Origin of the sequence: Streptomyces sp. NPDC058373 (assembly GCF_042723275.1) — a bacterium.
Lineage (GTDB): Bacteria > Actinomycetota > Actinomycetes > Streptomycetales > Streptomycetaceae > Streptomyces.
In genome coordinates this window covers 20,918-42,528 of sequence record NZ_JBHXJE010000031.1, presented here as the reverse complement: position 1 = coordinate 42,528, position 21,611 = coordinate 20,918, and the positions used below count along the sequence as shown (strand labels likewise).

Genomic DNA, 21,611 nt, shown 5'->3' with positions numbered 1-21,611 from the left:
GGATCCGAAATCGTATGACGATGTTCCGGTCAGTGGACGGCCTCCTGCGGCTCGTCAGCCACGGGGCGGGCGGCCGTACCCGCCTGGAGCATCAGGTTCAACTGGGCTTCCGAGCCCGCGCGGTGGGCGTCCATGAGCGCGACCAGGCGGTCCAGATCCCCCTCACCGAGCGCGGTGACCATCTCGCGGTGCTCGGCGAGGATGCGTTTCCGCCCTGCCTCGTCATGGAGGTAGACCGAGTGGTAGGGAAGAGCCCATGTCCAGATCCGTGCGATTTCTCCGACGACGAGGTTCAGGTCGCTCAGACCGAAGATCGCCAGGTGGAACTGGCTGTTGAGCGTACGCATCAGGGCAAGGTCGAGGTCCTTGGCAGCTCGCTCGATCTCCTCGGCCAGCGTGCGGATCTCGGCAAGCTGGGCGACGGACGGACGCGGCAGGCTGCGGATCGCCTCCGTCTCCAGGAGCCGCCGCATCAGATAGACCTGGTCGAACTCGGACCTGCCCAGGCGGGCGACGGCAAACCCGACATGGTGCTCGTGGACGACCAGGCCGTCCGCGGCGAGCTGACGCAACGCCTCGCGCACCGGCAGGCGGCTCACCCCCAGGGCAGCCGCCATCTGCTCCTGCCGGATCTGCTGACCGGGTAGCAGCTCGCCCGACAGGATCCTCTGCTTGATTCCGGTGACCACCCGGGACACCGCCTGGTTCGCGGGGGGCCCGGGGCTGGTGGCGCGTGTCTTACTGGACGGCATCTGCACTCCTCACAATTCGCTACACCGTAGAGTGTGCGGCGACCGGGCGCAGCGGCGGACTGCCGTCCTGCCGGGTCATGACGTCACGCTGCCTCCGTTGAGGTTGAGGATCTGCCCGGTCATCCACGACGCCTCGGGCGACGCGAGATAGACCGCCGCCGCACCGACGTCCTCCGGTGTCCCGAGCCTGCGCAAGGGGATCTTCGCCGCGAACACCTCCGTGCTCTCGCCGGCGACATTGCTCTGCAACCCGAGCGCGAGGGTGTTCGCGGTGACGCCGAACGGCGCGAGCTCCTGGGAAAGATGCCGGATGAAGCCCTCCACACCGCTCTTGGCCGCCCCGTAGAGGGAGATCCCCGTGGCAGATCCGGCGCGTGCCGATCCCGAGGAGATCTGCACGATCCGCCCCCAGCCCGCCTCGCACATGTCGTCGGCGACAGCCGACACCAGGTTCATGGCGCCGAACAGGTTGATCTCCACCGGAGCCCGCCACCGGCCGGGAGCGAGGGTGCGGAACTGTCCCTGCCCGAAGTCTGCCGGGACCCCGGCGTTGTGGACGAGGATGTCGAGGTGACGCCCGAGTTCGGCGCTAGCCCTGGCCACTCCCTGCTGGACGGCCTCCAGATCGGTGACGTCGAAGGGCACCGCAATCGCCGTCCCGCCCCCGGCGGCGATCTCCTTGGTCACAGCGTCGGCCCGCTCGGGCACGAGGTCGTTCACCGCCACCGCGGCACCCTGAGCGGCAAGGGCCCGGGCGATCCCCGCCCCGGCGTTCTGGCCGGCTCCCGTCACCAACGCGGTGTGTCCTGACAGATCGAACATCGCTTGCCTTTCCTGTATCACGGTCATCCCACGGTTCGGTCGTCGATGTTCCGGTTCCCAACGTCCCAGCTCGCCGGGGCGAAGACCGGGGACCGACTCTTGGCGGCACGTCAGATGTGTTGGATGATCTCCAGGGCGTGGCCCTCGGGATCCTGCACCCGGGCGACGCGCAAGGCCTGGCCTGGCAGGCTCCTGGGCGGCGCGCACACGACGCCGCCCGCGTCCGTCACCGCCCGTACCACACGCTCCACGTCGGCAACGGTGAAGCCGAGCACGGCTTCACCCGGCGGCGGGGTTTCGCGGTGAAGGTGGTGCACCAGCAGCAGGGACGGTCCGTCGCCGTCCGGAGAGCCCATGACGATCTCCGAGAACTCACCGTCGCCCTCCCCGCCGGACACGCGGTGCCTGACCACCTGGCCGAGCACGGCGGAATAGAACGCGGACTGGGTATCGAGGTCATCTACGGCGATCTTGGTGAACGCGAAGCGCTGGTCGTCGGCCATGGGTCTCTCCAATGACGCGGTGGGTCGCGGCGTGGGTACCCGGCCCGACCAGCCTGGCGACTCCCGCCATCACCTGGGTAGTACAACAACTCCCCGGCACCGCCGACGGCGCGTGTTCCAGTGAGCGGGAGACGCCCGCGCCCCGCCGGGACGCCCGCGGGCCCGCCCCCTGCACTGCCTCGACCCGCACCACACAGGGCAAAGCCCGCCCGGTGACACAAGGCAGAGACTCGTGGCGTCAGCTCAGTCTCGCCACCAGCTCGGTGGCGCGGGGGACGGGTACGCCCGACACGGCCAGTTCGTGATCGCAGCGGAGTCGCCGGCACCGTCCGACAAGTTCACCTTCCGCACGAGTCCGTTGCGACACCCAGCTGATGGACGTCGGCGACGAGGGTTCCGTCAATGCGGGAGTGGCCGCGGCCATCGGCGTACTCGGTGGAGCGGATGTGCTGGTGAACGCGGCCGGCAGGTTCGGGCGCCGGGACGTTCCCGGACCGAGGTCACGCCCCGCGATCTGAGCAGGTTCCCGTGGATTCCCGGGCGATGGCGGTCGCGCCGAGGTTCGGAACCCCCTGGGTCGGCGGACGGCCGTCGAGCTCGTGCAAGGCGAGTTCGGCCAGGCGTCTCCCCAGGCCGATGGTGTCGGTGCGCACGCTGGAGATCGAGGGGACGAACATGGCCGCCAATGGCATGTCGTCGTGCCCGATGACAGCCAGATCACCGGGGACGGACAGGCCGGCCCGCAGGGCGGCACCCACGGTGGCTGCGGCGGTCTCGTCGTTGAAAGCGACAACGCCTGTCACCCCGGACGCGGCCCAGGAGCGGACTGCGGAGGCGGCGGACCCGTCGCCGTGGTCCACCGGGCGCGCGTCCACCACGTCGAGTCCCATACGTTCGGCGATCCGTCGTGCGCCTCGTGACCGGGCCTCGGTCAGGCGGGCGCCGGGGGTCGGCCGACTCGGCGATGGAGAGCCTGCGGTGCCCGAGACCGGCGAGGTGCTCGACCTGGGCCGACGGCCGACGCGGCGTCGAAGCCGGATCGGTCACTCTCCTGCTCGCCCTGTCCAGTGCGGACATCGGAGGCGAGAGCAGGGTCGAGGTTCCGGAACTGGTCATCCGCGGCTGATGGCGCCCGGCCTGGACCTCGATGCCTTGACGTCGGCAGACCACAGAAAGTCCGAGCGATGAATGATCACAGCGAGCCGCCCAAGCCCGGCTCGCGGGATCCCACGAGCCGCATGCCTCTGTCCGACATCCCCGTGGAGCGCAAGGCCTCTCTTCTCCCAGGTGCCGACCTCTGAACTGGTAAGACACCCATCAGCCGCATCCAGCCCTCCCGGGCCACCTAACAACTTACGGAGGACACCATGGGCGACTGAAGTCCGGTGTTCCGTCGCCGGCCAGAACCGGGCGCTCGCGCTTTGTACTAGTGCACCGCATAAGGTCAAGGAAGCGGCGCTCTTCACGAGCGTGAGCGTTCAGACGGTCTACTCCTGGATTCGTCGAGGTCGTCTGACCGTCGGACGGCTCGACCACCGGAACCAGAAGCCCTTCCGCCACCTGAACGTGGCGAAGGCCGAGATGACCACGAGGACGCGGACGAAGCGTCGTTCCGGACCTCGCGGAGCGGACCATCGGCAGAGCCCAGGGCTTGTGCACGCTGACGGGCTTCAGCCACACAGCCTGTCGAGACACCTTCCGCTGTGGGTACTCAACGGCGGTTCCTAACCCCTCAACGCCTCCAGCAGCCGCAGCCACACCTCGCTGATCGTCGGGTAGGCCGGGACGGCGTGCCAGAGACGGTCGACGGGAACCTCGCCCGCGACGGCGACGGTGGCGGAGTGGAGGAGTTCGCCGACGCCGGGGCCGACGAAGGTGACGCCGAGGAGCACCTCCCGGTCGAGGCCGACCACCATGCGGGCCTGGCCCCGGTAGTCGTCGCCGTACAGGGCGGCGCCGGCGATCTGGGAGAGGTCCTGGTCGACGGCGCGGACCCGGTGGCCGGCCGATTCGGCCTCCTGCAGGGTCAGGCCGACCGAGGCGGCCTCGGGGTCGGTGAAGACGACCTGCGGCACCGCGTCGTGGTCGGCGGTGGCGCTGTGCGCGCCCCAGCGGCCGGTGTCCAGCGGCCGCCCCTGCGCGCGGGCCGCGATGACCGCCCCGGCGATCCGCGCCTGGTACTTGCCCTGGTGGGTCAGGAGTGCGCGGTGGTTGCAGTCGCCGACCGCGTAGAGCCAGTCGCTGCCGGTGACCCTCAAGGTGTCGTCGACGGTGAGCCAGTCGCCCGGGGTGAGGCCCACCGTGTCGAGGCCGAGGTCGCCGGTGCGCGGCTTGCGGCCGGTGGCGAAGAGGACCTCGTCCACCTGGAGGCGGGCGCCGTCGTCCAGGGTGAGGGTGACCCCGGAGGCGTCGCGCGACAGCCCGGTGACCGAGACGCCGGTGCGGACGTCGGCCCCGGCGGCCCGCAGGCTCTCGGCGACCAGCTCCCCGGCGAACGGCTCCATCCGCGGCAGCAGGCCGCCGCCCCGGACCAGCAGGGTGACCTGCGAGCCGAGCCCCTGCCAGGCGGTGGCCATCTCGACGCCCACCACGGAGCCGCCGATCACGGCGAGCCGGCCGGGCGCCTCGGTGGCGCTGGTCGCCTCCCGGCTGGTCCAGGGACGGGCCTCCTCGATGCCGGGCAGGTCGGGCAGTGCGGCGCCGGTACCGGTGCTCAGGGCGACGGCGTGGCGGGCGGCGAGCGTGGTGACCTTGCCGTCACCGGCGGTCACGGTGACCCGGCGCTCCCCCGCGAGGCGGCCGTGGCCCCGGTACAGGTCGGTGCCGGTGGAGTCGACCCACTCCACCTGGCTGTCGTCCTTCCAGTCGGAGGCGAAGCTGTCGCGGCGGGCGAGGACGGCTCCGGTGTCGAGCGGGCCCGCGGTCATCCGCTCCAGACCGGGCAGTCTGCGGGCGTCGGCCTGGGCGAGGACCGGGCGGAGCAGCGCCTTGCTGGGCATGCACGCCCAGTAGGAACATTCGCCGCCGACCAGTTCGCTCTCCACGATCGCGGCGCTCAGACCGGCCGCGCGGGCGCGGTCGGCGACGTTCTCGCCCACGGGTCCGGCACCGACGACGACCACGTCGTAGGTGTGATCCGGAGTCTCCGCGGGGGTGGGCGTGTCGTCCGTTCGGGCTTGCGTCATGCCGTCAGTGTGACGGGGGGTGTGCGTCGTGGCCACACGGGTAGCGGCACCCGGATACGGAATACACCCGCCCGCCGTGCCGTTGTGCGAGGCGGTTCAGCAGTCAGCAGGAAGGTACGACGCCATGAGCACTGTGGAACTCACCAAGGAGAACTTCGACCAGACGGTGATGGACAACGAGTTCGTCCTGATCGATTTCTGGGCGTCCTGGTGCGGTCCGTGCCGTTCGTTCGCACCGGTCTACGAGACGGCCTCCGAAACCCACTCCGACCTGGTCTTCGGCAAGGTCGACACGGAGGCCCAGCAGGAGCTGGCCGCCGCGTTCGGCATCCAGTCGATCCCGACCCTGATGATCGTCCGCGACCGGGTGGCCGTCTTCGCCCAGCCCGGCGCGCTGCCCGCGGAGGCCCTGGAGGACGTGATCGGCCAGGCCCGCGCCCTGGACATGCAGGAGGTCCACAAGTCGGTGGCCGAGGCGCAGGCCGCCGAGGCCAAGGGCGAGCAGCCGGACGCGCAGGGCTGACCCACCACCCCTGCTGTCCGCCGCACCCCTCACAGGCGGGGCCGCACCGGAATTCCGGTGCGGCCCCGCCTTTCTCGTGCCCGGCCCGGCCTCCGCGTGTGCCTCGGTGAACCCCCGCACCCGGTGGGCGGGTTGCCGACGGCAGGGCCTACCGTGGCGCGGGTGACTATCGACACCGGTGACCTGCCCTTCTCCCCCTCCCCCGGCCGTGACGGCGCCGCGGCGACGGCCGAGGCGGACCCCCGCCGCGTCGGCGCGGTACGGACCGAGTACGCGCCCGAGAAGGACGGTGACCCCGATCCCGGCGAGATCGTCTGGACCTGGGTCCCCTACGAGGAGAACGACGGCCGGGGCAAGGACCGCCCGGTGCTGGTGGTGGCGCGCGAGCCGGCGGGCACGCTGCTGGCCGTGCAGCTCACCAGCAAGGACCGGCGCGGCGACAACGGCTGGGTGGCGATCGGCGCGGGCCCCTGGGACCGGGAGGGCCGCCCGTCGTGGGTCGCGGTGGACCGGGTGCTGCGGGTGCACGAGGACGGCATGCGGCGCGAGGCGTGCGCGCTGGACCGGGGCCGCTTCAATCTCGTCGTGCTGCGGCTGCGAGAGCGGTACGGCTGGAAGTAGCCCCTCGCCGCCTCGGGAGCGGCCCGGTCAGGGCCGCTCCGGGGCGAAGGCGGCTTCGAAGGCGGCCCGGGTGGCGGCCGTCCGCGACCGGTCCAGGACGGCGAAAACCACCGTGTCGAAGGTGCGGGCGAAACGCGCCCCGGGCGCGGTCAGCAGCCGCCGGAAGGCGTCGGCCACCTCGGCCGGGTCGTTCTGGAAGACGCCGCAGCCCCAGGCGCCGAGCACCAGCCGCCGCACGCCGTGGGCGGCGGCGCACTCCACGACGCGCTCCGCCCGGCGGGCGAGCGCGGGTGCCACCTCGGCGGCCGCGCGGACGGGGTCGGCGCGGCGCAGCACGCCCGCGTTGGGCGCCGGGCTGGTGAGGAACGCGGCGGTGCGGGGGGTCTCCAGCAGGGCGCCCCCGTCGTCGCGGAAGACGGGCACGCCGGGCGAGAAGATGACCCGGTCGGAGTAGAGGGCGTCCCGGTGCTCGCGGTGGTGGGCGTAGTAGCCGGGGGCGCGCAGCAGGCAGTCGTAGAGCGCGGTGGCCCGGCAGACCGGCTCCTCCTGGGCCTGGGCACCGTTGAGGTAGCCGCCGCCGGGATTGCGGGCGGAGGCGAAGTTGAGGGCCGCGACCGGGCCGCCCTCCTCGGCCGCCAGCCGCAGGAGGGCGGCGGTGGTGGACTCGGCGGTCACCGTGACGGCGGTGGAGGCGGCGGGCGGGGAGTCCGGTACGGGGATCGGCTCGGGTCCGTGGAGACGGGTGGCGTCGCGTGCGGCGGCGATCTCACCGGACAGATCGCGCCAGATTCCGGACGGGGCCCGGTACCCGCCCCTGGCCACGATCTCCTGCGTCTCGCGGGCTATGCCCCGCAGTCGTGCGCTCACACCGCTCCTGCCGCTCACCACCCGGGCGCTTCCCGCGCGCCGGTGCCGCGCTCCCGCGCGACCGCTCGTGGTGCCATGGTGGCGGCCGGGATTTCCGGGGCACAACTCCTTTCTCCGGATCATCGGCCCGGCCGAGAGGCGCGGTTGTGCGATGCGCGCCGAGCGTCTTGGCTGGACGGGTGACACCACGGCGCCGCCGCGTGCGGAGCGCCGTGCACCACGGCTGTCCTCCCGCAAGGAGTGCGTCCATGTCCCAGTCGTCGATCCCCTCGTCCGCCTCCTCGTCCCCGCCCGAGGGCGGGCCGCCCGCCTGGCCCTGGCCCGCAGGCCCGGCCGCGGGGGTCAGCGAGGACTTCTTCTCGGGTCGGGTGCGAGGCATCTGTTTCAAGACCGGCCCGCCCCGCACGGTGGGGGTGGAGCTGGAATGGCTCGTGCACGACGCGGCCGACCCGCTGCGCAAGGTCTCCGCCGACCGGCTGCGCGCGGCCCACACGGTCCTGAAGGACCTGCCGCTGACCTCGCTGTTCACCGCTGAGCCCGGGGGCCAGCTGGAACTGAGCTCCGCGCCCGCGCCCTCGCTGGCCGTCTGCGTGGAGCAGGTCTCCGCCGACATGGTGGTGCTGCGCAGGGCGCTGGCGGCGCTCGGCCTGCGGGTGACAGGGCTGGGCACCGAACCCTCCCTCCCCGGTGAGCGGCTGCTGCGGGAACCGCGCTATGACGCGATGGAGCGCTACCTCGACCGTGCGGGCCCCGCCGGGCGGCACATGATGCGCTCCTCGGCCTCCGTCCAGGTCTGCCTGGACGCCGGGTACGAGGAGCCGGGGCCGCAGGGCTACCACCGGCGGTGGCGGCTGGCCCATCTGCTGGGCCCGGTCCTGGTCGCCGCCTTCGCCAACTCGCCGGTCCACGAGGGGCGGGTGACCGGCTGGCGCTCCACCCGGCAGTCGCTGTGGGGCGAGATCGAGCCCGGCCGGTCGGCGGCGCCGCCGCTGGAGGCGGAGCCGCGCGGGGCCTGGACCGAACGGGTGCTGGACGCGCCGGTGATGTGCGTGCTCGCCGACGCCGGGCCGTGGGACGCGCCCGAGGGGCTGACCTTCCGCGACTGGGTGCGCGGGAAGGGCCCCCGCCCGGTCACCGAGGAGGACCTCGCCTACCACCTGACGACGCTCTTCCCTCCGGTGCGCCCGCGCGGCCACCTGGAGCTGCGGATGATCGACGCGCAGCCCGGCGAGGACGGCTGGCGCGTCCCCCTCGCCGTGACCTGCGCGCTCTTCGACGACCCGGAGGCCACCGAGACCGCCTACCGGATCGTCAAGCCACTGGCCGAGCGGGCCACCGGCGGGCCCGCCCCGCACAACGCCCTGTGGCGGGACGCGGCCCGCTCGGGGCTCGCCGACCCGGAGCTGCGGGAGGCGGCCGCCGCCTGCTTCGCGACGGCGCTCCAGGCGCTGCCGCGGCTCGGCGTGGGCGAGGAAGTGACGGCGGAGGTCGCCGCGTTCGCCGAGCGGTACCCGCGGGCGGGACGCTGTCCCGCCGACGACTTCCTGGACACCTGTCTGGACATCCGGTCCGGCCGGGGGCCCGCCGAGGGGCCCGCCGCGCACGGGACGGTCAGGGGAGAGGACGCGCCGGCATGACCACTTCGTCCACGGACACACCGCAGCCCGCCGGGCCCCCGCCCGGCCCGGACGCGCTGCGGGAGCGGGCGCTCGCCGCGCTGCTCGCCGCGCGGGAGCGGACCGCGCTGCTCACCGACTGCCTGGAGGGCCCGGACCTGACGGGGCAGCACTCCCCGCTGATGTCGCCGCTGGTCTGGGACCTGGCGCACATCGGCAACCAGGAGGAGCTGTGGCTGGTGCGCGCCGTCGGCGGCCGCCCGGCGCTCCGGCCGGAGATCGACTCGCTGTACGACGCGTTCGAGCACCCGCGCGCCGAGCGGCCCTCGCTGCCGCTGCTCGCCCCCGAGGAGGCACGGCGGTACGCGGCGGAGGTACGGGGCCGGGCGCTGGACGTGCTGTCCTCGGCCCCCGTGGAGGGGGAGCGGCTGACCGTGTCGGGGTTCGCCTTCGGCATGGTCGCCCAGCACGAGCAGCAGCACGACGAGACGATGCTCATCACCCATCAGCTCCGGCGCGGACCGGCCGTGCTGGACGCCCCGGCGCCGCCGCGCCCGGATCCGGCCGCCCCGCTGCCGGGCCCGGAGGTCCTGGTGCCGGGCGGGCCGTTCACCATGGGCACCTCGGCGGAGCCGTGGGCGCTGGACAACGAGCGGCCCGCGCACCGGCGGGAGGTGGCCGCCTTCCACCTGGACACGGCCCCGGTGACCTGCGGGGCGTACCTGCGGTTCATCGCGGACGGCGGGTACGGCCAGGAGCGCTGGTGGCATCCGGCGGGCTGGCGCATGGTCCGCGAACACGGCCTGACGGCGCCCCTGTTCTGGCGGCGGGAGGGCACCACCTGGCTCCGGCGCCGGTTCGGCTCGGTGGAGCCGGTGCCCGAGGACGAGCCGGTGGTGCACGTCAGCTGGTACGAGGCGGACGCGTACGCCCGCTGGGCCGGGCGGCGGCTGCCGACCGAGGCCGAGTGGGAGAAGGCGGCCCGCCACGACCCGGCCACCGGGCGCGCGCGCCGCTACCCGTGGGGCGACGCCGACCCAGGGCCGGCCCACGCCAACCTGGGCCAGCGGCATCTGTGCCCGGCCCCGGCCGGGGCGTACCCGGCGGGCCGTTCGCCGCTCGGCGTCGGCCAGCTCATCGGCGACGTGTGGGAGTGGACGGCCGGCGACTTCCTGCCGTACCCGGGGTTCTCGGCCTTCCCCTACCGGGAGTACTCGCAGGTCTTCTTCGGGGACGCCCACAAGGTGCTGCGCGGCGGGTCGTTCGGGGTGGACGCGGTGGCCTGCCGGGGCACGTTCCGCAACTGGGACCTGCCGGTGCGCCGGCAGATCTTCGCCGGGTTCCGCACCGCGCGGGACGCCGCCGTCGGCGAGGGCGCCGCGTGAGCGGGCGGAGGGCGGCCTGATGTGCCGGCACCTGGCGTACGTGGGCCCGGCGATGCCGCTGGGCGAGCTGCTGTCCGCGCCGGAGCACAGCCTGTTCCGGCAGTCCTGGGCGCCGCGCCACCAGCGGTACGGCACGGTCAACGCCGACGGCTTCGGGATGGGCTGGTACGCGCCCGGCGACCCGGTCCCGGCGCGTTACCGCCGGGCCGGCCCGATCTGGGCGGACCCGTCCTTCGGCGACCTGGCGCGGGTGGTGCGCAGCACGGCCGTGCTGGCGGCGGTGCGCGACGCGACGGCGGCCGGGGCGGACCCGGAGGCGGCGGCGGCGCCGTACGCCGACGGGCCCTGGCTCTTCAGCCACAACGGGGCGGTGTCCGGGTGGCCGGAGTCCCTGGCGAAGCCCGCCGCGTCGCTGGATCCGCTCGCCCTGCTGGAGCTGGAGTCGCGGTGCGACGCGGCCCTGGTGTGGGCGCTGGTCCGGGAGCGGCTGCGGCGCGGTGAGGCGCCCGGGAGCGCGCTCGGCGGTGCGGTCGGCGCCGTGGCGGCGTCCGCGCCCGGCTCGCGGCTCAACCTGCTGCTGACGGACGGCCGCTCGATCGCCGCCACGACTTGGGGCGACACCCTCTTCCACCGCCCGGGGCCGGCCGGCGGCCGGGTCGTCGCCTCGGAGCCCTACGACGACGAGCCGGGCTGGCGGGCCGTGCCTGACCGCACCCTGCTGCTCGCCGATGCCCAGGAAGTCACCCTCCTCCCTCTCAAGGAGCCCTCCGCGTGAGCCTGTTCCGCATCACCCGCACCCTGCCCGAGAACGCCACCGGCGCGGCCCTGCGCGAGGACGTCCGCACCGGGCTGACCTCTGCGCCGAAGACGCTGCCGCCCAAGTGGTTCTACGACGCCCGGGGCAGCGAGCTCTTCGAGGAGATCACCCGGCTGCCCGAGTACTACCCGACCCGTGCCGAGCGCGAGATCCTCCAGGACAGGGCGGGCGAGATCGCGGCGGCGCTGGAGGCGCGGACGCTGGTGGAGCTGGGTTCGGGCTCCTCGGAGAAGACCCGGCTGCTGCTGGACGCGCTGACCGGTCTTGAGGCGTACGTCCCGGTGGACGTGAGCGAGAGCGCGCTACGCGGCGCCGGTGAGGCGCTGTCGCGGGAGCGGCCCGGGTTGCGGGTGCACGCGCTGATCGCCGACTTCACCGGCCGGCTGGAGCTGCCCGAGGGGCTGCCGGGGCCGCGGCTGGTGGCCTTCCTCGGGGGGACGCTGGGCAATCTGCTCCCCGGCGAGCGGGCGGCGTTCCTCGCCTCGGTGCGGGCAACGATGGCGCCGGGCGACGGGTTGCTGCTCGGTACCGACCTGGTGAAGGACGAGGCGACGCTGCTCGCCGCCTACGACGACGCGCAGGGCGTGACGGCCGAGTTCGACAAGAACGTGCTGCGGGTGGTCAACCGCGAGCTGGGCGCCGACTTCGACCCGGGCGGCTTCGACCACGTGGCCCGCTGGGACGCCGAGCGGGAGTGGATCGAGATGCGGCTGCGGGCGCGGGCGGCGGTCACCGTGAAGATCCCGGCACTGGACCTGGCGGTGGAGTTCGCCGAGGGCGAGGAGGTGCGGACGGAGGTGTCGGCCAAGTTCCGCGAGGAGGGCGTACGGGCCGAGCTGGCGGCGGCGGGGCTGCGCGCGGCCGGGTGGTGGACGGACCGGGCGGGGCGGTTCGCCCTCTCCCTGTCGCTGGCCTGACGCCGTACGCCCGGGGGCCTTGGTGGCGGCCCCCCGGGCGTGCGGCCGGCCGGTCAGCGGGTGCGCAGGTCGAGCGTCTTGGTGATCCGCTTCGAGGCCGCCTTGGCGGCGGTCTCGGGGTCGGTGCCGGTGAGCACCTGGGTCATGTACGCCTTGATCGGGTTGTCGCCCTCGACCGCGGCCCAGCGCGGCGAGTTGGGGGTGGCCCGGCCGTGGGCGGCGCCCTCGGCCATCGCGGCGGACCCCTCGTCGGCGCTGACGGCGTCGGCGAGCGTGGTCTTGTTGGGCACGTAGTTCATCGTCTTGGCGAGGTCGACCTGCCACTTCTCGCCCGCGAGCGACTTGATGAGCTCGACGGCTCCGGCGCGGTTGTCGGTCTTCTCGCGGACCACGAGGTCGGAGCCGCCGGTGAAGACGGCGCCGGGCTTGGCGGCGGTCTTGCCGGGGACGGGGAAGAAACCGAGCTTGCCCTTGAGGGCGGGGTTCTCCTGGACGATGGTCTGGGCGGTGCCGGGAACGGTGATGATCTGGCCGACGTCGCCCTTGGCGAAGACCTCGGCCTGCGGGGGGTTCTCCTCGTCGGCGTCCTTCGGGCCGTTGCCGAGCTCCTGGAGCTGCCGGTAGAACTCCATGCCGCGCAGGGCGGCGGGGGTGGCCAGGGTGCCTTCCCAGAGGTTGCCGGACTCCTTGGCGAGGTCGCCGCCCTCGTCCCAGATGAAGCCGGAGAGCGTGTACCAGTCCTGACCGGCGAGGTAGATGCCCTGGCTGCCGCTGTCGTTGACCTTGGCGGTGTCGGCGAGCCACTGCTCGCGGGTGGTGGGGGGCTTGCTGACGCCCGCTTCGGCGAAGACGTCCTTGTTGTAGATGACGACGCGGTTGGCGGCGTACCAGGGGATGCCGTACTGCGAGCCGCCGAACCGGCCGGGGTCGGCGAGGCCGGGAAGCCAGTCGTCCATGCCGAGGTCGCGCATCGACTCCAGCGTCAGGTCGACCAGGCCGCCGCCGTCGACGTACTGGGCGACCTGGGTGTTGCCCACCTCGATGACGTCGGGGGCGGTGTCGTGGTCGTCCGACTTGAGGGCCTCGTCCACCTTCTTGGTGATGCCGGTCCACTCCTGCACCTCGACCTTGAGGCTCAGCGAGGGGTGTTCCTTCTCGAACTCCTTGGTGAACCGCTCGACGAAGTCGGCCGTCGCACTGCCCTTCATGAGCCAGAGGGTGATCTCCTCCTTGTCGTCACCGCCGGGGAGGAGCCCGCATCCCGTCAGGAGGGATGCGCTGGCGAGGAACACGACAAGGGTGGTACGGCGGGTCTTCACGTGGGTTGCTTTCTGCCTTCGGGGAGGAGGGAGACAGTCCCGACGTGGGGGGCAGCGCGCGCGCTCGTACGGGTGTACGCCCCACCCTGGTATAGACCAAATCGGTGGTCAAGAGGCTGAGGGCGAATCCGCCCATTACGGTTGGGTGACGACACAGCTCTCGGGGAGCCCACCCGTACCGGAGGAGGACGTCCGCCATGTCCGATCACGTCTACCGCGTCACCGAGATCGTCGGCACCTCGCCCGACGGCGTCGACCAGGCCATCCGCAACGGCATCGAACGCGCCTCCCAGACCCTGCGCGGCCTCGACTGGTTCGAGGTCACCCAGGTGCGCGGCGCCATCGCCGACGGGCAGGTGGCCCACTACCAGGTGGGGCTGAAGGTCGGCTTCCGCCTGGAGGGCGCCGACGGCGGGTCCTGACCGGCCGGTCCGCCATCCCGGCGCCGGGGCAGGTCAGGTACGGCCCTCGCGCTCCTGCCCCGCGCGCAACTCCGCCGAGATGCGGCCCCAGTCGGCCTCCACCACCCGGAACCCGGCCCGCTCGGCCTCCGCGCAGACCAGCGGATCGTCGTCGACGAGCATCCGCACGGTGCGGCCGGACCGCAGCCCGCGCAGCGCCTCCAGCTTGGTGCGCACGGCCGGGCGCCGGTCGTGGTCGCGCCGCATGCGTACGGGCCCCCCGGGCAGCCCGTGCTCGCGCAGCCACGCCTCGGTGTCGGCCCGGCACCGCTCCGGACGCCCCGTCAGGTAGACCAGGGCGCAGTCGGCGGCGGCCTCGTGGGCCAGGGCGACGCCCTCGGGCAGCGGTGCGTCCTGCGGCGCGGCGGCGAAGAAGCCGGGCCAGTCGCGCGGGGGACGCTCCAGGAAGTGCTGGCGGTGGGCGGTGTCGGCGAGGGTGCCGTCGAGGTCGAAGACGGCGATCGGGCGGGCGTCGGTCACCGGGGCACGGTAGCGCCCGGTCCCCTCTGCGGCGGTCCGGACCTGCGGGGGAATCGCGCGCGTGGCGCGCGGCGTTGCAGCGGAGGTGAGTACCGTGAACGGCCCGTCCGGCCCCGCCGCCCCCTCCCCCGTCCCCGTCGCCGGCCCCTTCCCCGGAGTCCGCTTCTCCGTCCTGGACCGCTCGCGGGTGCGGGAGGGGCGCCCGGTGGGCGAGGCGCTGCGGGACACCGTGGCGCTGGCGCGGGAGGCCGAACGGCTCGGGTACCACCGGTTCTGGGTCGCGGAGCACCACGGGGTGCCCGGCGTCGCGGGTTCCGCGCCGACCGTCCTCGCGGCGGCCGTGGCCTCGGCGACCTCCCGGGTCCGGGTCGGCACCGGCGGCGTCATGCTGCCCAACCACCAGCCGCTGGTGGTGGCCGAGCAGTTCGGGGTGCTGGAGTCGCTCTTCCCCGGCCGGATCGACATGGGCCTGGGCCGCTCGGTCGGGTTCACCGACGGGGTGCGCAAGGCGCTGGGGCGCGGCAAGGAGGAGGCGGACGCCTTCACCGACCGCCTCGCCGAACTGCTCGGCTACTTCGACGGCCCCTCCCCCGCCGGGGTCCGCGCCCGCCCGGCCGACGCCGTACGCGTCCCCGCCTTCGTGCTGGCGACCGGGGCGGGCGCGCGGACGGCCGCGGCGGCGGGGCTGCCGCTGGTGATCGGCGGCCCGCGCCGGGAGAAGCTGGTCCTGGCGGCCCGAACCTACCGCGAGGAGTTCCGGCCGGGCCCTTGGGCCGCCGAGCCCTACGTGGTGGTCTCCGGCGAGGTCGCCCTCGCCGCGGACGAAGGGTCCGGCCGCCGCCTGCTGCTCCCCGAGGCGTGGGCGATGTCGCACGCCCGCACCCACGGAACCTTCCCGCCGCTGGAACCGGCCGGGGCGATCGAGGCGCGGGACCTCCCCGAGCGGCAGCGGGGGCTGCTGGAGGCCGGACTTGAGGGCGGGGTCTACGGCACCGAGGAGCAGGTCACGGACCGGCTGGGCCGGCTGATCGAGGCGACGGGAGCTCAGGAGGTGCTGGTCACGACCAGTACGTACGATCGCGAGGGGCTGCTGGACTCGTACCGGCGCCTCGCCCGGCTCGCCCGGCTCGTCCCGCCGGACGGTGGCTGAGGCCAGCGGCTTCAGCGGGGGCGGCCGGGCGTGAACCACCCGATCCCACGGAGCACGCCGATGCACGAGACCGAGACCGCCGAGCACGACCCCTACGTCCGCGTCCGGGGCGCCCGGGAGAACAACCTGCGCGGCGTGGACGTCGACATCCCGCGCGACGTGCTGGCGGTGTTCACCGGCCTCTCCGGCTCCGGCAAGTCCTCGCTGGCCTTCGGCACGATCTACGCGGAGGCGCAGCGGCGCTACTTCGAGTCGGTGGCGCCGTACGCGCGGCGCCTCATCCACCAGGTCGGCGCGCCGAAGGTCGGCGACATCACCGGGCTGCCGCCCGCGGTCTCCCTCCAGCAGCGGCGCGGCTCCGCCGGGGCGCGCTCCTCGGTCGGCACGGTGACCACCCTGTCGAACTTCCTGCGCATGCTCTTCTCCCGCGCCGGGACGTACCCGCCGGGCGCAGAGCTGATGGACTCCGACTGGTTCTCGCCGAACACGGCGGTGGGCGCCTGCCCCGAGTGCCACGGGCTCGGCCTGGTGCACACCACCTCCGAGGAACTGCTGGTCCCCGACCCGTCCCTGTCCGTCCGGGACGGTGCCATCGCGGCCTGGCCGGGCGCCTGGCAGGGCAAGAACCTGCGGGACGTGCTGGACACCCTCGGTTACGACGTGAGGCGCCCATGGCGGGAGCTGCCGGCCGAGGACCGGGAGTGGATCCTCTTCACCGACGAGCAGCCCACGGTGACCGTGCACCCGCTGCGCGACGAGGGCCGCATCCCCCGGCCGTACCAGGGCACGTACACCGGGGCGCGCCGGTACGTGCTGAAGACGTTCTCGGACTCGCGCAGTCCGACCATGCGGGCGCGGATGGAGCGGTTCCTGCGCAGCGAGCCGTGCCCGGTCTGCGAGGGCAGCAGGCTGCGGCCCGAGGCGATGGCGGTGACCTTCGCCGGGCGGAACATCGCCCAGATGGCGGCACTGCCGCTGGCGGAGCTGTCGGCGGCGCTGGCGACCGGCGAGGAGAGCGAGACGGCCCGGGTGCTCACCGCCGACCTGCGGGCCCGGATCGAGCCGGTGGTGGAGCTGGGCCTCGGCTACCTCAGCCTGGACCGGACCACACCCACCCTCTCGGCCGGGGAGCTCCAGCGGCTCCGCCTCGCCACCCAGCTGCGCTCGGGCCTGTTCGGCGTGGTGTACGTCCTCGACGAGCCGTCGGCCGGGCTGCACCCGGCGGACACCGAGGCGCTGCTGACGGTGCTGGACCGGCTGAAGGCGGCGGGGAACTCGGTCTTCGTGGTCGAGCACGACCTGGAGGTGATCCGGCACGCCGACTGGCTGGTGGACGTCGGTCCGCTGGCCGGGGACCACGGCGGTCGGGTGCTGCACAGCGGGCCGCCCGCCGCGCTGGCCGAGGTGGCGGAGTCGGCGACGGCCCGGTTCCTGTTCGCCGGGCCGCCCGGTGAGCCGCGTACGGTGCGCGAGCCGCACGGCTGGCTGGAGGTCGGCCCGGTTCAGCGGCACAACCTGCGCGGGACGGTGGCCCGGATCCCGCTCGGTGCCTTCACCGCCGTGACAGGCGTGTCGGGCTCGGGCAAGACGACGCTGGTCGGCGAGGTTGACGAGGAGCTGGAGGGGGTGGGGCGGCTGGTGGTGGTCGACCAGAAGCCGATCGGCCGCACGCCGCGCTCCAACCTGGCCACGTACACCGGGCTCTTCGACACCGTCCGCAAGGTGTTCGCGCAGACCGAGGCGGCGAAGGAGCGCGGGTTCGGCGTGGGCCGGTTCTCCTTCAACGTGCCCGGCGGGCGGTGCGAGACCTGCCAGGGCGAGGGGTTCGTCTCGGTGGAGCTGCTGTTCCTGCCCAGTACGTACACGCCGTGCCCGGACTGCCACGGCGCGCGGTACAACCCGCCGACGCTGGAGGTGGCGTACCGGGGGAAGTCCATCGCCGAGGTGCTGGACATGACGGTCGAGACGGCCCTGGAGTTCTTCGCCGGGACGCCGGCGGTGGCGCGGTCGCTGACGACGCTGCGGGAGGTCGGGCTCGGTTACCTGAGGCTCGGGCAGCCCGCGACGGAGCTCTCCGGCGGCGAGGCGCAGCGCATCAAGCTGGCCAGCGAGCTCCAGCGGGCCCGGCGGGGGCACACCCTGTACCTGCTGGACGAGCCGACTACGGGGCTGCACCCGGCCGACGTCGAGGTGCTGACGCGGCAGTTGCACGGCCTGGTGGACGCCGGGAACACCGTGGTGGTCGTGGAGCACGACATGGCCGTGGTGGCGGGCGCCGACTGGGTGGTCGATCTCGGTCCCGGCGGCGGGGACGAGGGCGGCCGGATCGTCGCGGAGGGGCCGCCCGCGGTGGTGGCGCGGGCCGCCTCGGGGCACACGGCGCCGTACCTGGCGCGGGCGCTGCGCGGCTGACCGGGCGGCGGGCACCGCGCCGGGGACGCACGGGAGCCCCGCCTGCGCCCGGCCGGGACGGAGACGGGGCCCTCGGGGTGGCCCGCCGGAAGGGGCGCGGGACACGGGACGGGACCGGAGGGTTGAGCACCACGGGCCGGTCCCGTCTGTCTGAGAGGCGGTCTGGGGGGTGTCTTCAACGTCCTGTGCGGTGTCCGCGGTGTCCGGTGCGTGCTCTCGGCGCGCCGGGCGGACGTCCTCGTACTGGACCGTACTCGGGCTTTCGCCCGGTGCGGTGAGAGCACGTGCCGGGCGCCGTGGGCGCCGTGCGGGACGTTGAAGACACCCCCTAACGCTTGCCGCCCTTGCGGGTGGCGCGCAGCCACTCCTTGTTCATGCGGGTGATGGAGACCAACGGGATGCCCTTCGGGCAGGCGGTGGCGCACTCCCCGGCGAGGGTGCAGCCGCCGAAGCCCTCCGCGTCCATGGTCGCCACCATGTCCAGCACGCGGGACTCGCGCTCGGGCGCGCCCTGCGGGAGGACGTTGAGGTGGCTGACCTTGGCGGCGGTGAAGAGCGCCGCCGAGCCGTTGGGGCAGGCGGCGACGCAGGCGCCGCAGCCGATGCACTCGGCGTTCTCGAAGGCGAAGTCCGCGTCGGCCTTGGGCACCGGGGTGGCGTGCGCCTCGGGGGCGGTGCCGGTGGGCGCCGAGATGTAGCCGCCGGACTGGATGACGCGGTCGAAGGAGGACCGGTCGACCACGAGGTCCTTGACGACCGGGAAGGCCGCGGCGCGCCAGGGCTCGATGTCGATGGTGTCGCCGTCGGAGAACGACCGCATGTGGAGCTGGCAGGCGGTGGTCCGCTCCGGGCCGTGCGCTTCGCCGTTGATGACGAGGCTGCACGCGCCGCAGATGCCTTCGCGGCAGTCGTGGTCGAAGGCGACCGGGTCCTCGCCCTTGAGGGTGAGGCCCTCGTTGAGGGTGTCGAGCATCTCCAGGAAGGACATGTCCTGGCTGATGTCGTCCACCTCGTAGGTGGACATGGCTCCGGGCTCGTCGGCGTTCTTCTGCCGCCAGACGCGCAGGGTGAGCTTCATGCGTAGCTCCGCTGGGTGGGGTGGACGTACTCGAAGACCAGGTCTTCCTTGTGCAGGACGGGGGCCTCGCCGGTGCCGCCGAACTCCCAGGCGGCCGCGTAGGAGAACTCCTCGTCCCGCCGGGCGGCCTCGCCGTCCGGGGTCTGCGACTCGACGCGGAAGTGGCCGCCGCACGACTCGACGCGGTGCAGCGCGTCGAGGCACATCAGTTCGGCCAGCTCCAGGTAGTCGACGACGCGGTTGGCGCGCTCCAGCGACTGGTTGAACTCCTCACCGGAGCCGGGGACCTTGATGCGGCGCCAGAACTCCTCACGGATCTCCGGGATCCGGGCGAGAGCGGTGCGCAGGCCCTCCTCGGTACGGGCCATGCCGCAGTACTCCCACATCAGTTCACCGATCTCGCGGTGGAAGGAGTCCGGGGTGCGGTCGCCGTCGACGGAGAGCAGGAGGTTGAGCCGGTCCTGGGTCTCGGCGACGGTCTCGGCGACGGCCGGGTGGTCGGCCGAGACGTCCTGGGAGTGCGGGTTGCGCGCGAGGTAGTCGTTGATGGTGGACGGCAGCACGAAGTAGCCGTCGGCGAGGCCCTGCATGAGGGCGGAGGCGCCCAGGCGGTTGGCCCCGTGGTCGGAGAAATTGGCCTCGCCGATGGCGAAGAGGCCGGGGACGGTGGTCTGGAGGTCGTAGTCGACCCAGAGGCCGCCCATCGTGTAGTGCACGGCGGGGTAGATCCGCATGGGGACCTGGTAGGGGTCCTCGTCGGTGATCCGCTGGTACATGTCGAAGAGGTTGCCGTACTTGGCCTCGACGGTCTTGCGGCCCATCCGCTCGATGGCCTCGGCGAAGTCGAGGTAGACGCCCTGCCCGCCGGGGCCGACGCCGCGCCCCTCGTCGCAGACGTTCTTCGCGGCGCGGGAGGCGATGTCGCGGGGGACGAGGTTGCCGAAGGAGGGGTAGATGCGCTCCAGGTAGTAGTCGCGCTCCTCCTCGGGGATCTGGTCCGGCCGCCGCTGGTCGCCCTTGGCCCTGGGCACCCAGATCCGGCCGTCGTTGCGCAGCGACTCGCTCATCAGGGTGAGCTTGGACTGGTGGTCGCCGGTGCGCGGGATGCAGGTCGGGTGGATCTGCGTGAAGCAGGGGTTGGCGAAGTACGCGCCCTTGCGGTGCGCCCGCCAGATGGCGGTCGCGTTGGAGTTCATGGCGTTGGTCGACAGGTAGAAGACGTTGCCGTAGCCGCCGGTGGCGAGGACGACGGCGTCCGCGAAGTACGTGTCGATCTTGCCGGTGACCAGGTCGCGGGCGACGATGCCGCGGGCCTTGCCGTCGACCACGATCAGGTCGAGCATCTCGGTGCGGTGGTGCATCTCGACGGTGCCCGCGCCGATCTGCCGGGAGAGCGCCTGGTAGGCGCCGAGCAGGAGCTGCTGGCCCGTCTGGCCGCGGGCGTAGAAGGTGCGGGAGACCTGGACGCCGCCGAAGGAGCGGTTGTCGAGGAGGCCGCCGTACTCGCGGGCGAAGGGGACGCCCTGGGCCACGCACTGGTCGATGATCTCCACGGAGATCTGGGCGAGCCGGTGGACGTTGGACTCGCGGGCGCGGAAGTCGCCGCCCTTGACCGTGTCGTAGAAGAGCCGGTGCACGGAGTCGCCGTCGTTGCGGTAGTTCTTCGCCGCGTTGATGCCGCCCTGGGCGGCGACCGAGTGGGCTCGCCGCGACGAGTCCTGGAAGCAGAACTGGACGACGTGGTAGCCCTGTTCGGCAAGGGTCGCGCCGGCCGAGCCACCGGCCAGGCCGGTGCCGACGACGATGACGGTGTGCTTGCGGCGGTTGGCGGGGTTGACCAGCTTCGCCTCGAAGCGGCGGGTGTCCCAGCGTTCGCCGACCGGTCCGGCCGGCGCCTTGGTGTCGGCGATCGGCTCACCGGTGGTGTAGCGGGTGTAGTCGGTGTCAGCCATGGTCAGCTCACCAATCCGGTCATGACGGCGACGGGTACGGCGATGAAGCCCAGCGTCAGGACGAGGGCCAGGATGTTGGCGGTGGCCTTCAGCAGCCGGTCCCGGCTCCTGCTGCCCGCGCCGAGGCTCTGGGCGGCGCTCCAGAAGCCGTGCTGGATGTGCAGGCCGAGCGCCACCATCGAGACGATGTAGATCGCGTTGCCGTACCAGGTGGAGAAGGTTCCGACCACGTTCTGGTACGCCTGGCCGTGCTGGAAGTCGCCCGCGTGGACGGTGCCCGTGGTCAGGTCCAGGATGTGCCAGACGATGAACAGGCCGAGGATGATCCCGCCCCAGCGCATGGTGCGGGTGGCGTAACTGGCGCGCGGCGGCCGCTTGTGGACGTACTTGACCGGGCGGGCCTTGATGTCGCGGCGGCTGAGCTGGGCGGCGGCGACCGCGTGCAGGACCACGGCGGCCAGCAGCACGACCCGCACGATCCACAGCGCCCACTCGTGGTGCAGGAACGGCTCGCCCATGCTGCGCAGCCAGGCGGCGTAGCCGTTGAACTCACCGGGTCCGAAGAAGATCTTGAGGTTGCCCAGCATGTGGACGACCAGGTAGAGCAGCATGACCAGGCCGGAGACGGCCATCACGGTCTTCTTGCCGACGGACGAGTCCCAGAGCGTGCGGATCGTGGACGGCCGTCGGTCCGTCCTCGTTGCCAGAGCCATGAGCATGACGGTAGGGCCGGAAGGCCCGAGAGGTCCAA

20 protein-coding genes are annotated in these 21,611 nt (G+C 73.1%); 9 read left to right on the top strand and 11 right to left on the bottom strand.

Annotation, left to right across the window (positions count from 1 at the left end; translation table 11 throughout):
• Positions 1–29: 29 nt before the first annotated feature.
• The 5 genes from ACFWMZ_RS18415 to ACFWMZ_RS18395 form a co-directional block, all read right to left on the bottom strand.
• Entirely contained in the window at positions 30–752 is a 723-nt protein-coding gene (locus ACFWMZ_RS18415; protein ID WP_383171161.1) for a GntR family transcriptional regulator, read from the bottom strand.
• 75 nt (positions 753–827) lie between these two features.
• The gene (locus tag ACFWMZ_RS18410) at positions 828–1,574 is read right to left on the bottom strand and encodes an SDR family NAD(P)-dependent oxidoreductase (RefSeq protein ID WP_383171158.1); all 747 of its coding nucleotides are present in this window, start codon (positions 1,572–1,574) and stop codon (positions 828–830) included.
• A 110-nt stretch (positions 1,575–1,684) separates the two neighbouring features.
• Positions 1,685–2,077: a VOC family protein gene (locus ACFWMZ_RS18405; RefSeq protein WP_383171155.1), complete on the bottom strand. Its 393-nt coding sequence runs from the start codon at positions 2,075–2,077 to the stop codon at positions 1,685–1,687.
• 500 nt (positions 2,078–2,577) lie between these two features.
• A complete protein-coding gene (locus tag ACFWMZ_RS18400; RefSeq protein WP_383171616.1) occupies positions 2,578–3,012 on the bottom strand; it encodes a substrate-binding domain-containing protein in 435 nt (144 codons plus the stop codon).
• A gap of 789 nt (positions 3,013–3,801) precedes the next feature.
• Entirely contained in the window at positions 3,802–5,262 is a 1,461-nt protein-coding gene (locus tag ACFWMZ_RS18395) for a dihydrolipoyl dehydrogenase family protein (protein WP_383202655.1), read from the bottom strand.
• 124 nt (positions 5,263–5,386) lie between these two features.
• Here ACFWMZ_RS18395 and trxA point away from each other — a divergent pair, with 124 nt between their 5' ends.
• Together trxA and ACFWMZ_RS18385 are read left to right on the top strand one after the other, a co-directional pair.
• Positions 5,387–5,785 (top strand): thioredoxin, encoded by a 399-nt coding sequence (gene trxA / locus ACFWMZ_RS18390; RefSeq protein ID WP_383202653.1) that lies wholly within the window; start codon positions 5,387–5,389, stop codon positions 5,783–5,785.
• Positions 5,786–5,947: 162 nt separating this feature from the next.
• Positions 5,948–6,406 carry a type II toxin-antitoxin system PemK/MazF family toxin gene (locus tag ACFWMZ_RS18385; protein ID WP_383182992.1) on the top strand — a complete coding sequence of 153 codons (459 nt, stop codon included), beginning with the start codon at positions 5,948–5,950 and terminating at the stop codon, positions 6,404–6,406.
• Between the two features lie 27 nt (positions 6,407–6,433).
• On the opposite strand, the gene ACFWMZ_RS18380 is transcribed toward ACFWMZ_RS18385, so the two are convergent.
• The gene (locus ACFWMZ_RS18380; RefSeq protein ID WP_383202650.1) at positions 6,434–7,273 is read right to left on the bottom strand and encodes a TIGR02452 family protein; all 840 of its coding nucleotides are present in this window, start codon (positions 7,271–7,273) and stop codon (positions 6,434–6,436) included.
• A 248-nt stretch (positions 7,274–7,521) separates the two neighbouring features.
• On the opposite strand from ACFWMZ_RS18380, the gene egtA reads away from it, so the two are divergent.
• From egtA to egtD, 4 genes are read left to right on the top strand one after another with little or no spacing between them, the layout of a single operon-like run.
• Positions 7,522–8,910 carry an ergothioneine biosynthesis glutamate--cysteine ligase EgtA gene (egtA, locus tag ACFWMZ_RS18375; protein WP_383202647.1) on the top strand — a complete coding sequence of 463 codons (1,389 nt, stop codon included), beginning with the start codon at positions 7,522–7,524 and terminating at the stop codon, positions 8,908–8,910.
• Positions 8,907–10,274, top strand: a complete 1,368-nt coding sequence (gene egtB, locus ACFWMZ_RS18370; protein WP_383202644.1) for an ergothioneine biosynthesis protein EgtB — start codon at positions 8,907–8,909, stop codon at positions 10,272–10,274. The genes egtA and egtB overlap by 4 nt, the downstream gene beginning before the upstream one ends.
• Positions 10,275–10,293: 19 nt before the next feature.
• A complete protein-coding gene (gene egtC / locus ACFWMZ_RS18365) occupies positions 10,294–11,049 on the top strand; it encodes an ergothioneine biosynthesis protein EgtC (RefSeq protein WP_383202642.1) in 756 nt (251 codons plus the stop codon).
• Positions 11,046–12,008 carry an L-histidine N(alpha)-methyltransferase gene (gene egtD, locus ACFWMZ_RS18360; RefSeq protein ID WP_383182982.1) on the top strand — a complete coding sequence of 321 codons (963 nt, stop codon included), beginning with the start codon at positions 11,046–11,048 and terminating at the stop codon, positions 12,006–12,008. The genes egtC and egtD overlap by 4 nt, the downstream gene beginning before the upstream one ends.
• A 53-nt stretch (positions 12,009–12,061) precedes the next feature.
• On the opposite strand, the gene ACFWMZ_RS18355 is transcribed toward egtD, so the two are convergent.
• Entirely contained in the window at positions 12,062–13,300 is a 1,239-nt protein-coding gene (locus ACFWMZ_RS18355; RefSeq protein ID WP_383182994.1) for an extracellular solute-binding protein, read from the bottom strand.
• A gap of 224 nt (positions 13,301–13,524) precedes the next feature.
• Here ACFWMZ_RS18355 and ACFWMZ_RS18350 point away from each other — a divergent pair, with 224 nt between their 5' ends.
• Positions 13,525–13,749 (top strand): dodecin, encoded by a 225-nt coding sequence (locus tag ACFWMZ_RS18350; RefSeq protein ID WP_383182980.1) that lies wholly within the window; start codon positions 13,525–13,527, stop codon positions 13,747–13,749.
• Positions 13,750–13,782: 33 nt separating this feature from the next.
• On the opposite strand, the gene ACFWMZ_RS18345 is transcribed toward ACFWMZ_RS18350, so the two are convergent.
• Positions 13,783–14,268 (bottom strand): haloacid dehalogenase-like hydrolase, encoded by a 486-nt coding sequence (locus tag ACFWMZ_RS18345; protein WP_383202639.1) that lies wholly within the window; start codon positions 14,266–14,268, stop codon positions 13,783–13,785.
• A gap of 94 nt (positions 14,269–14,362) precedes the next feature.
• Here ACFWMZ_RS18345 and ACFWMZ_RS18340 point away from each other — a divergent pair, with 94 nt between their 5' ends.
• Complete coding sequence (locus ACFWMZ_RS18340) at positions 14,363–15,418, top strand: MsnO8 family LLM class oxidoreductase (protein ID WP_383182977.1); 1,056 nt, start codon at positions 14,363–14,365, stop codon at positions 15,416–15,418.
• 60 nt (positions 15,419–15,478) lie between these two features.
• On the top strand, positions 15,479–17,830 hold the full coding sequence (locus ACFWMZ_RS18335; RefSeq protein WP_383182975.1) for an ATP-binding cassette domain-containing protein: 2,352 nt from the start codon (positions 15,479–15,481) through the stop codon (positions 17,828–17,830).
• A gap of 328 nt (positions 17,831–18,158) precedes the next feature.
• Here ACFWMZ_RS18335 and ACFWMZ_RS18330 read toward each other — a convergent pair whose 3' ends face one another.
• From ACFWMZ_RS18330 to ACFWMZ_RS18320, 3 genes are read right to left on the bottom strand one after another with little or no spacing between them, the layout of a single operon-like run.
• Complete coding sequence (locus ACFWMZ_RS18330; RefSeq protein WP_383202636.1) at positions 18,159–18,908, bottom strand: succinate dehydrogenase/fumarate reductase iron-sulfur subunit; 750 nt, start codon at positions 18,906–18,908, stop codon at positions 18,159–18,161.
• Positions 18,905–20,860: a fumarate reductase/succinate dehydrogenase flavoprotein subunit gene (locus ACFWMZ_RS18325; protein ID WP_383202633.1), complete on the bottom strand. Its 1,956-nt coding sequence runs from the start codon at positions 20,858–20,860 to the stop codon at positions 18,905–18,907. The genes ACFWMZ_RS18330 and ACFWMZ_RS18325 overlap by 4 nt, the downstream gene beginning before the upstream one ends.
• Positions 20,861–20,862: 2 nt before the next feature.
• The gene (locus tag ACFWMZ_RS18320; protein WP_383182969.1) at positions 20,863–21,573 is read right to left on the bottom strand and encodes a succinate dehydrogenase; all 711 of its coding nucleotides are present in this window, start codon (positions 21,571–21,573) and stop codon (positions 20,863–20,865) included.
• Between the last annotated feature and the right edge of the window lie 38 nt (positions 21,574–21,611).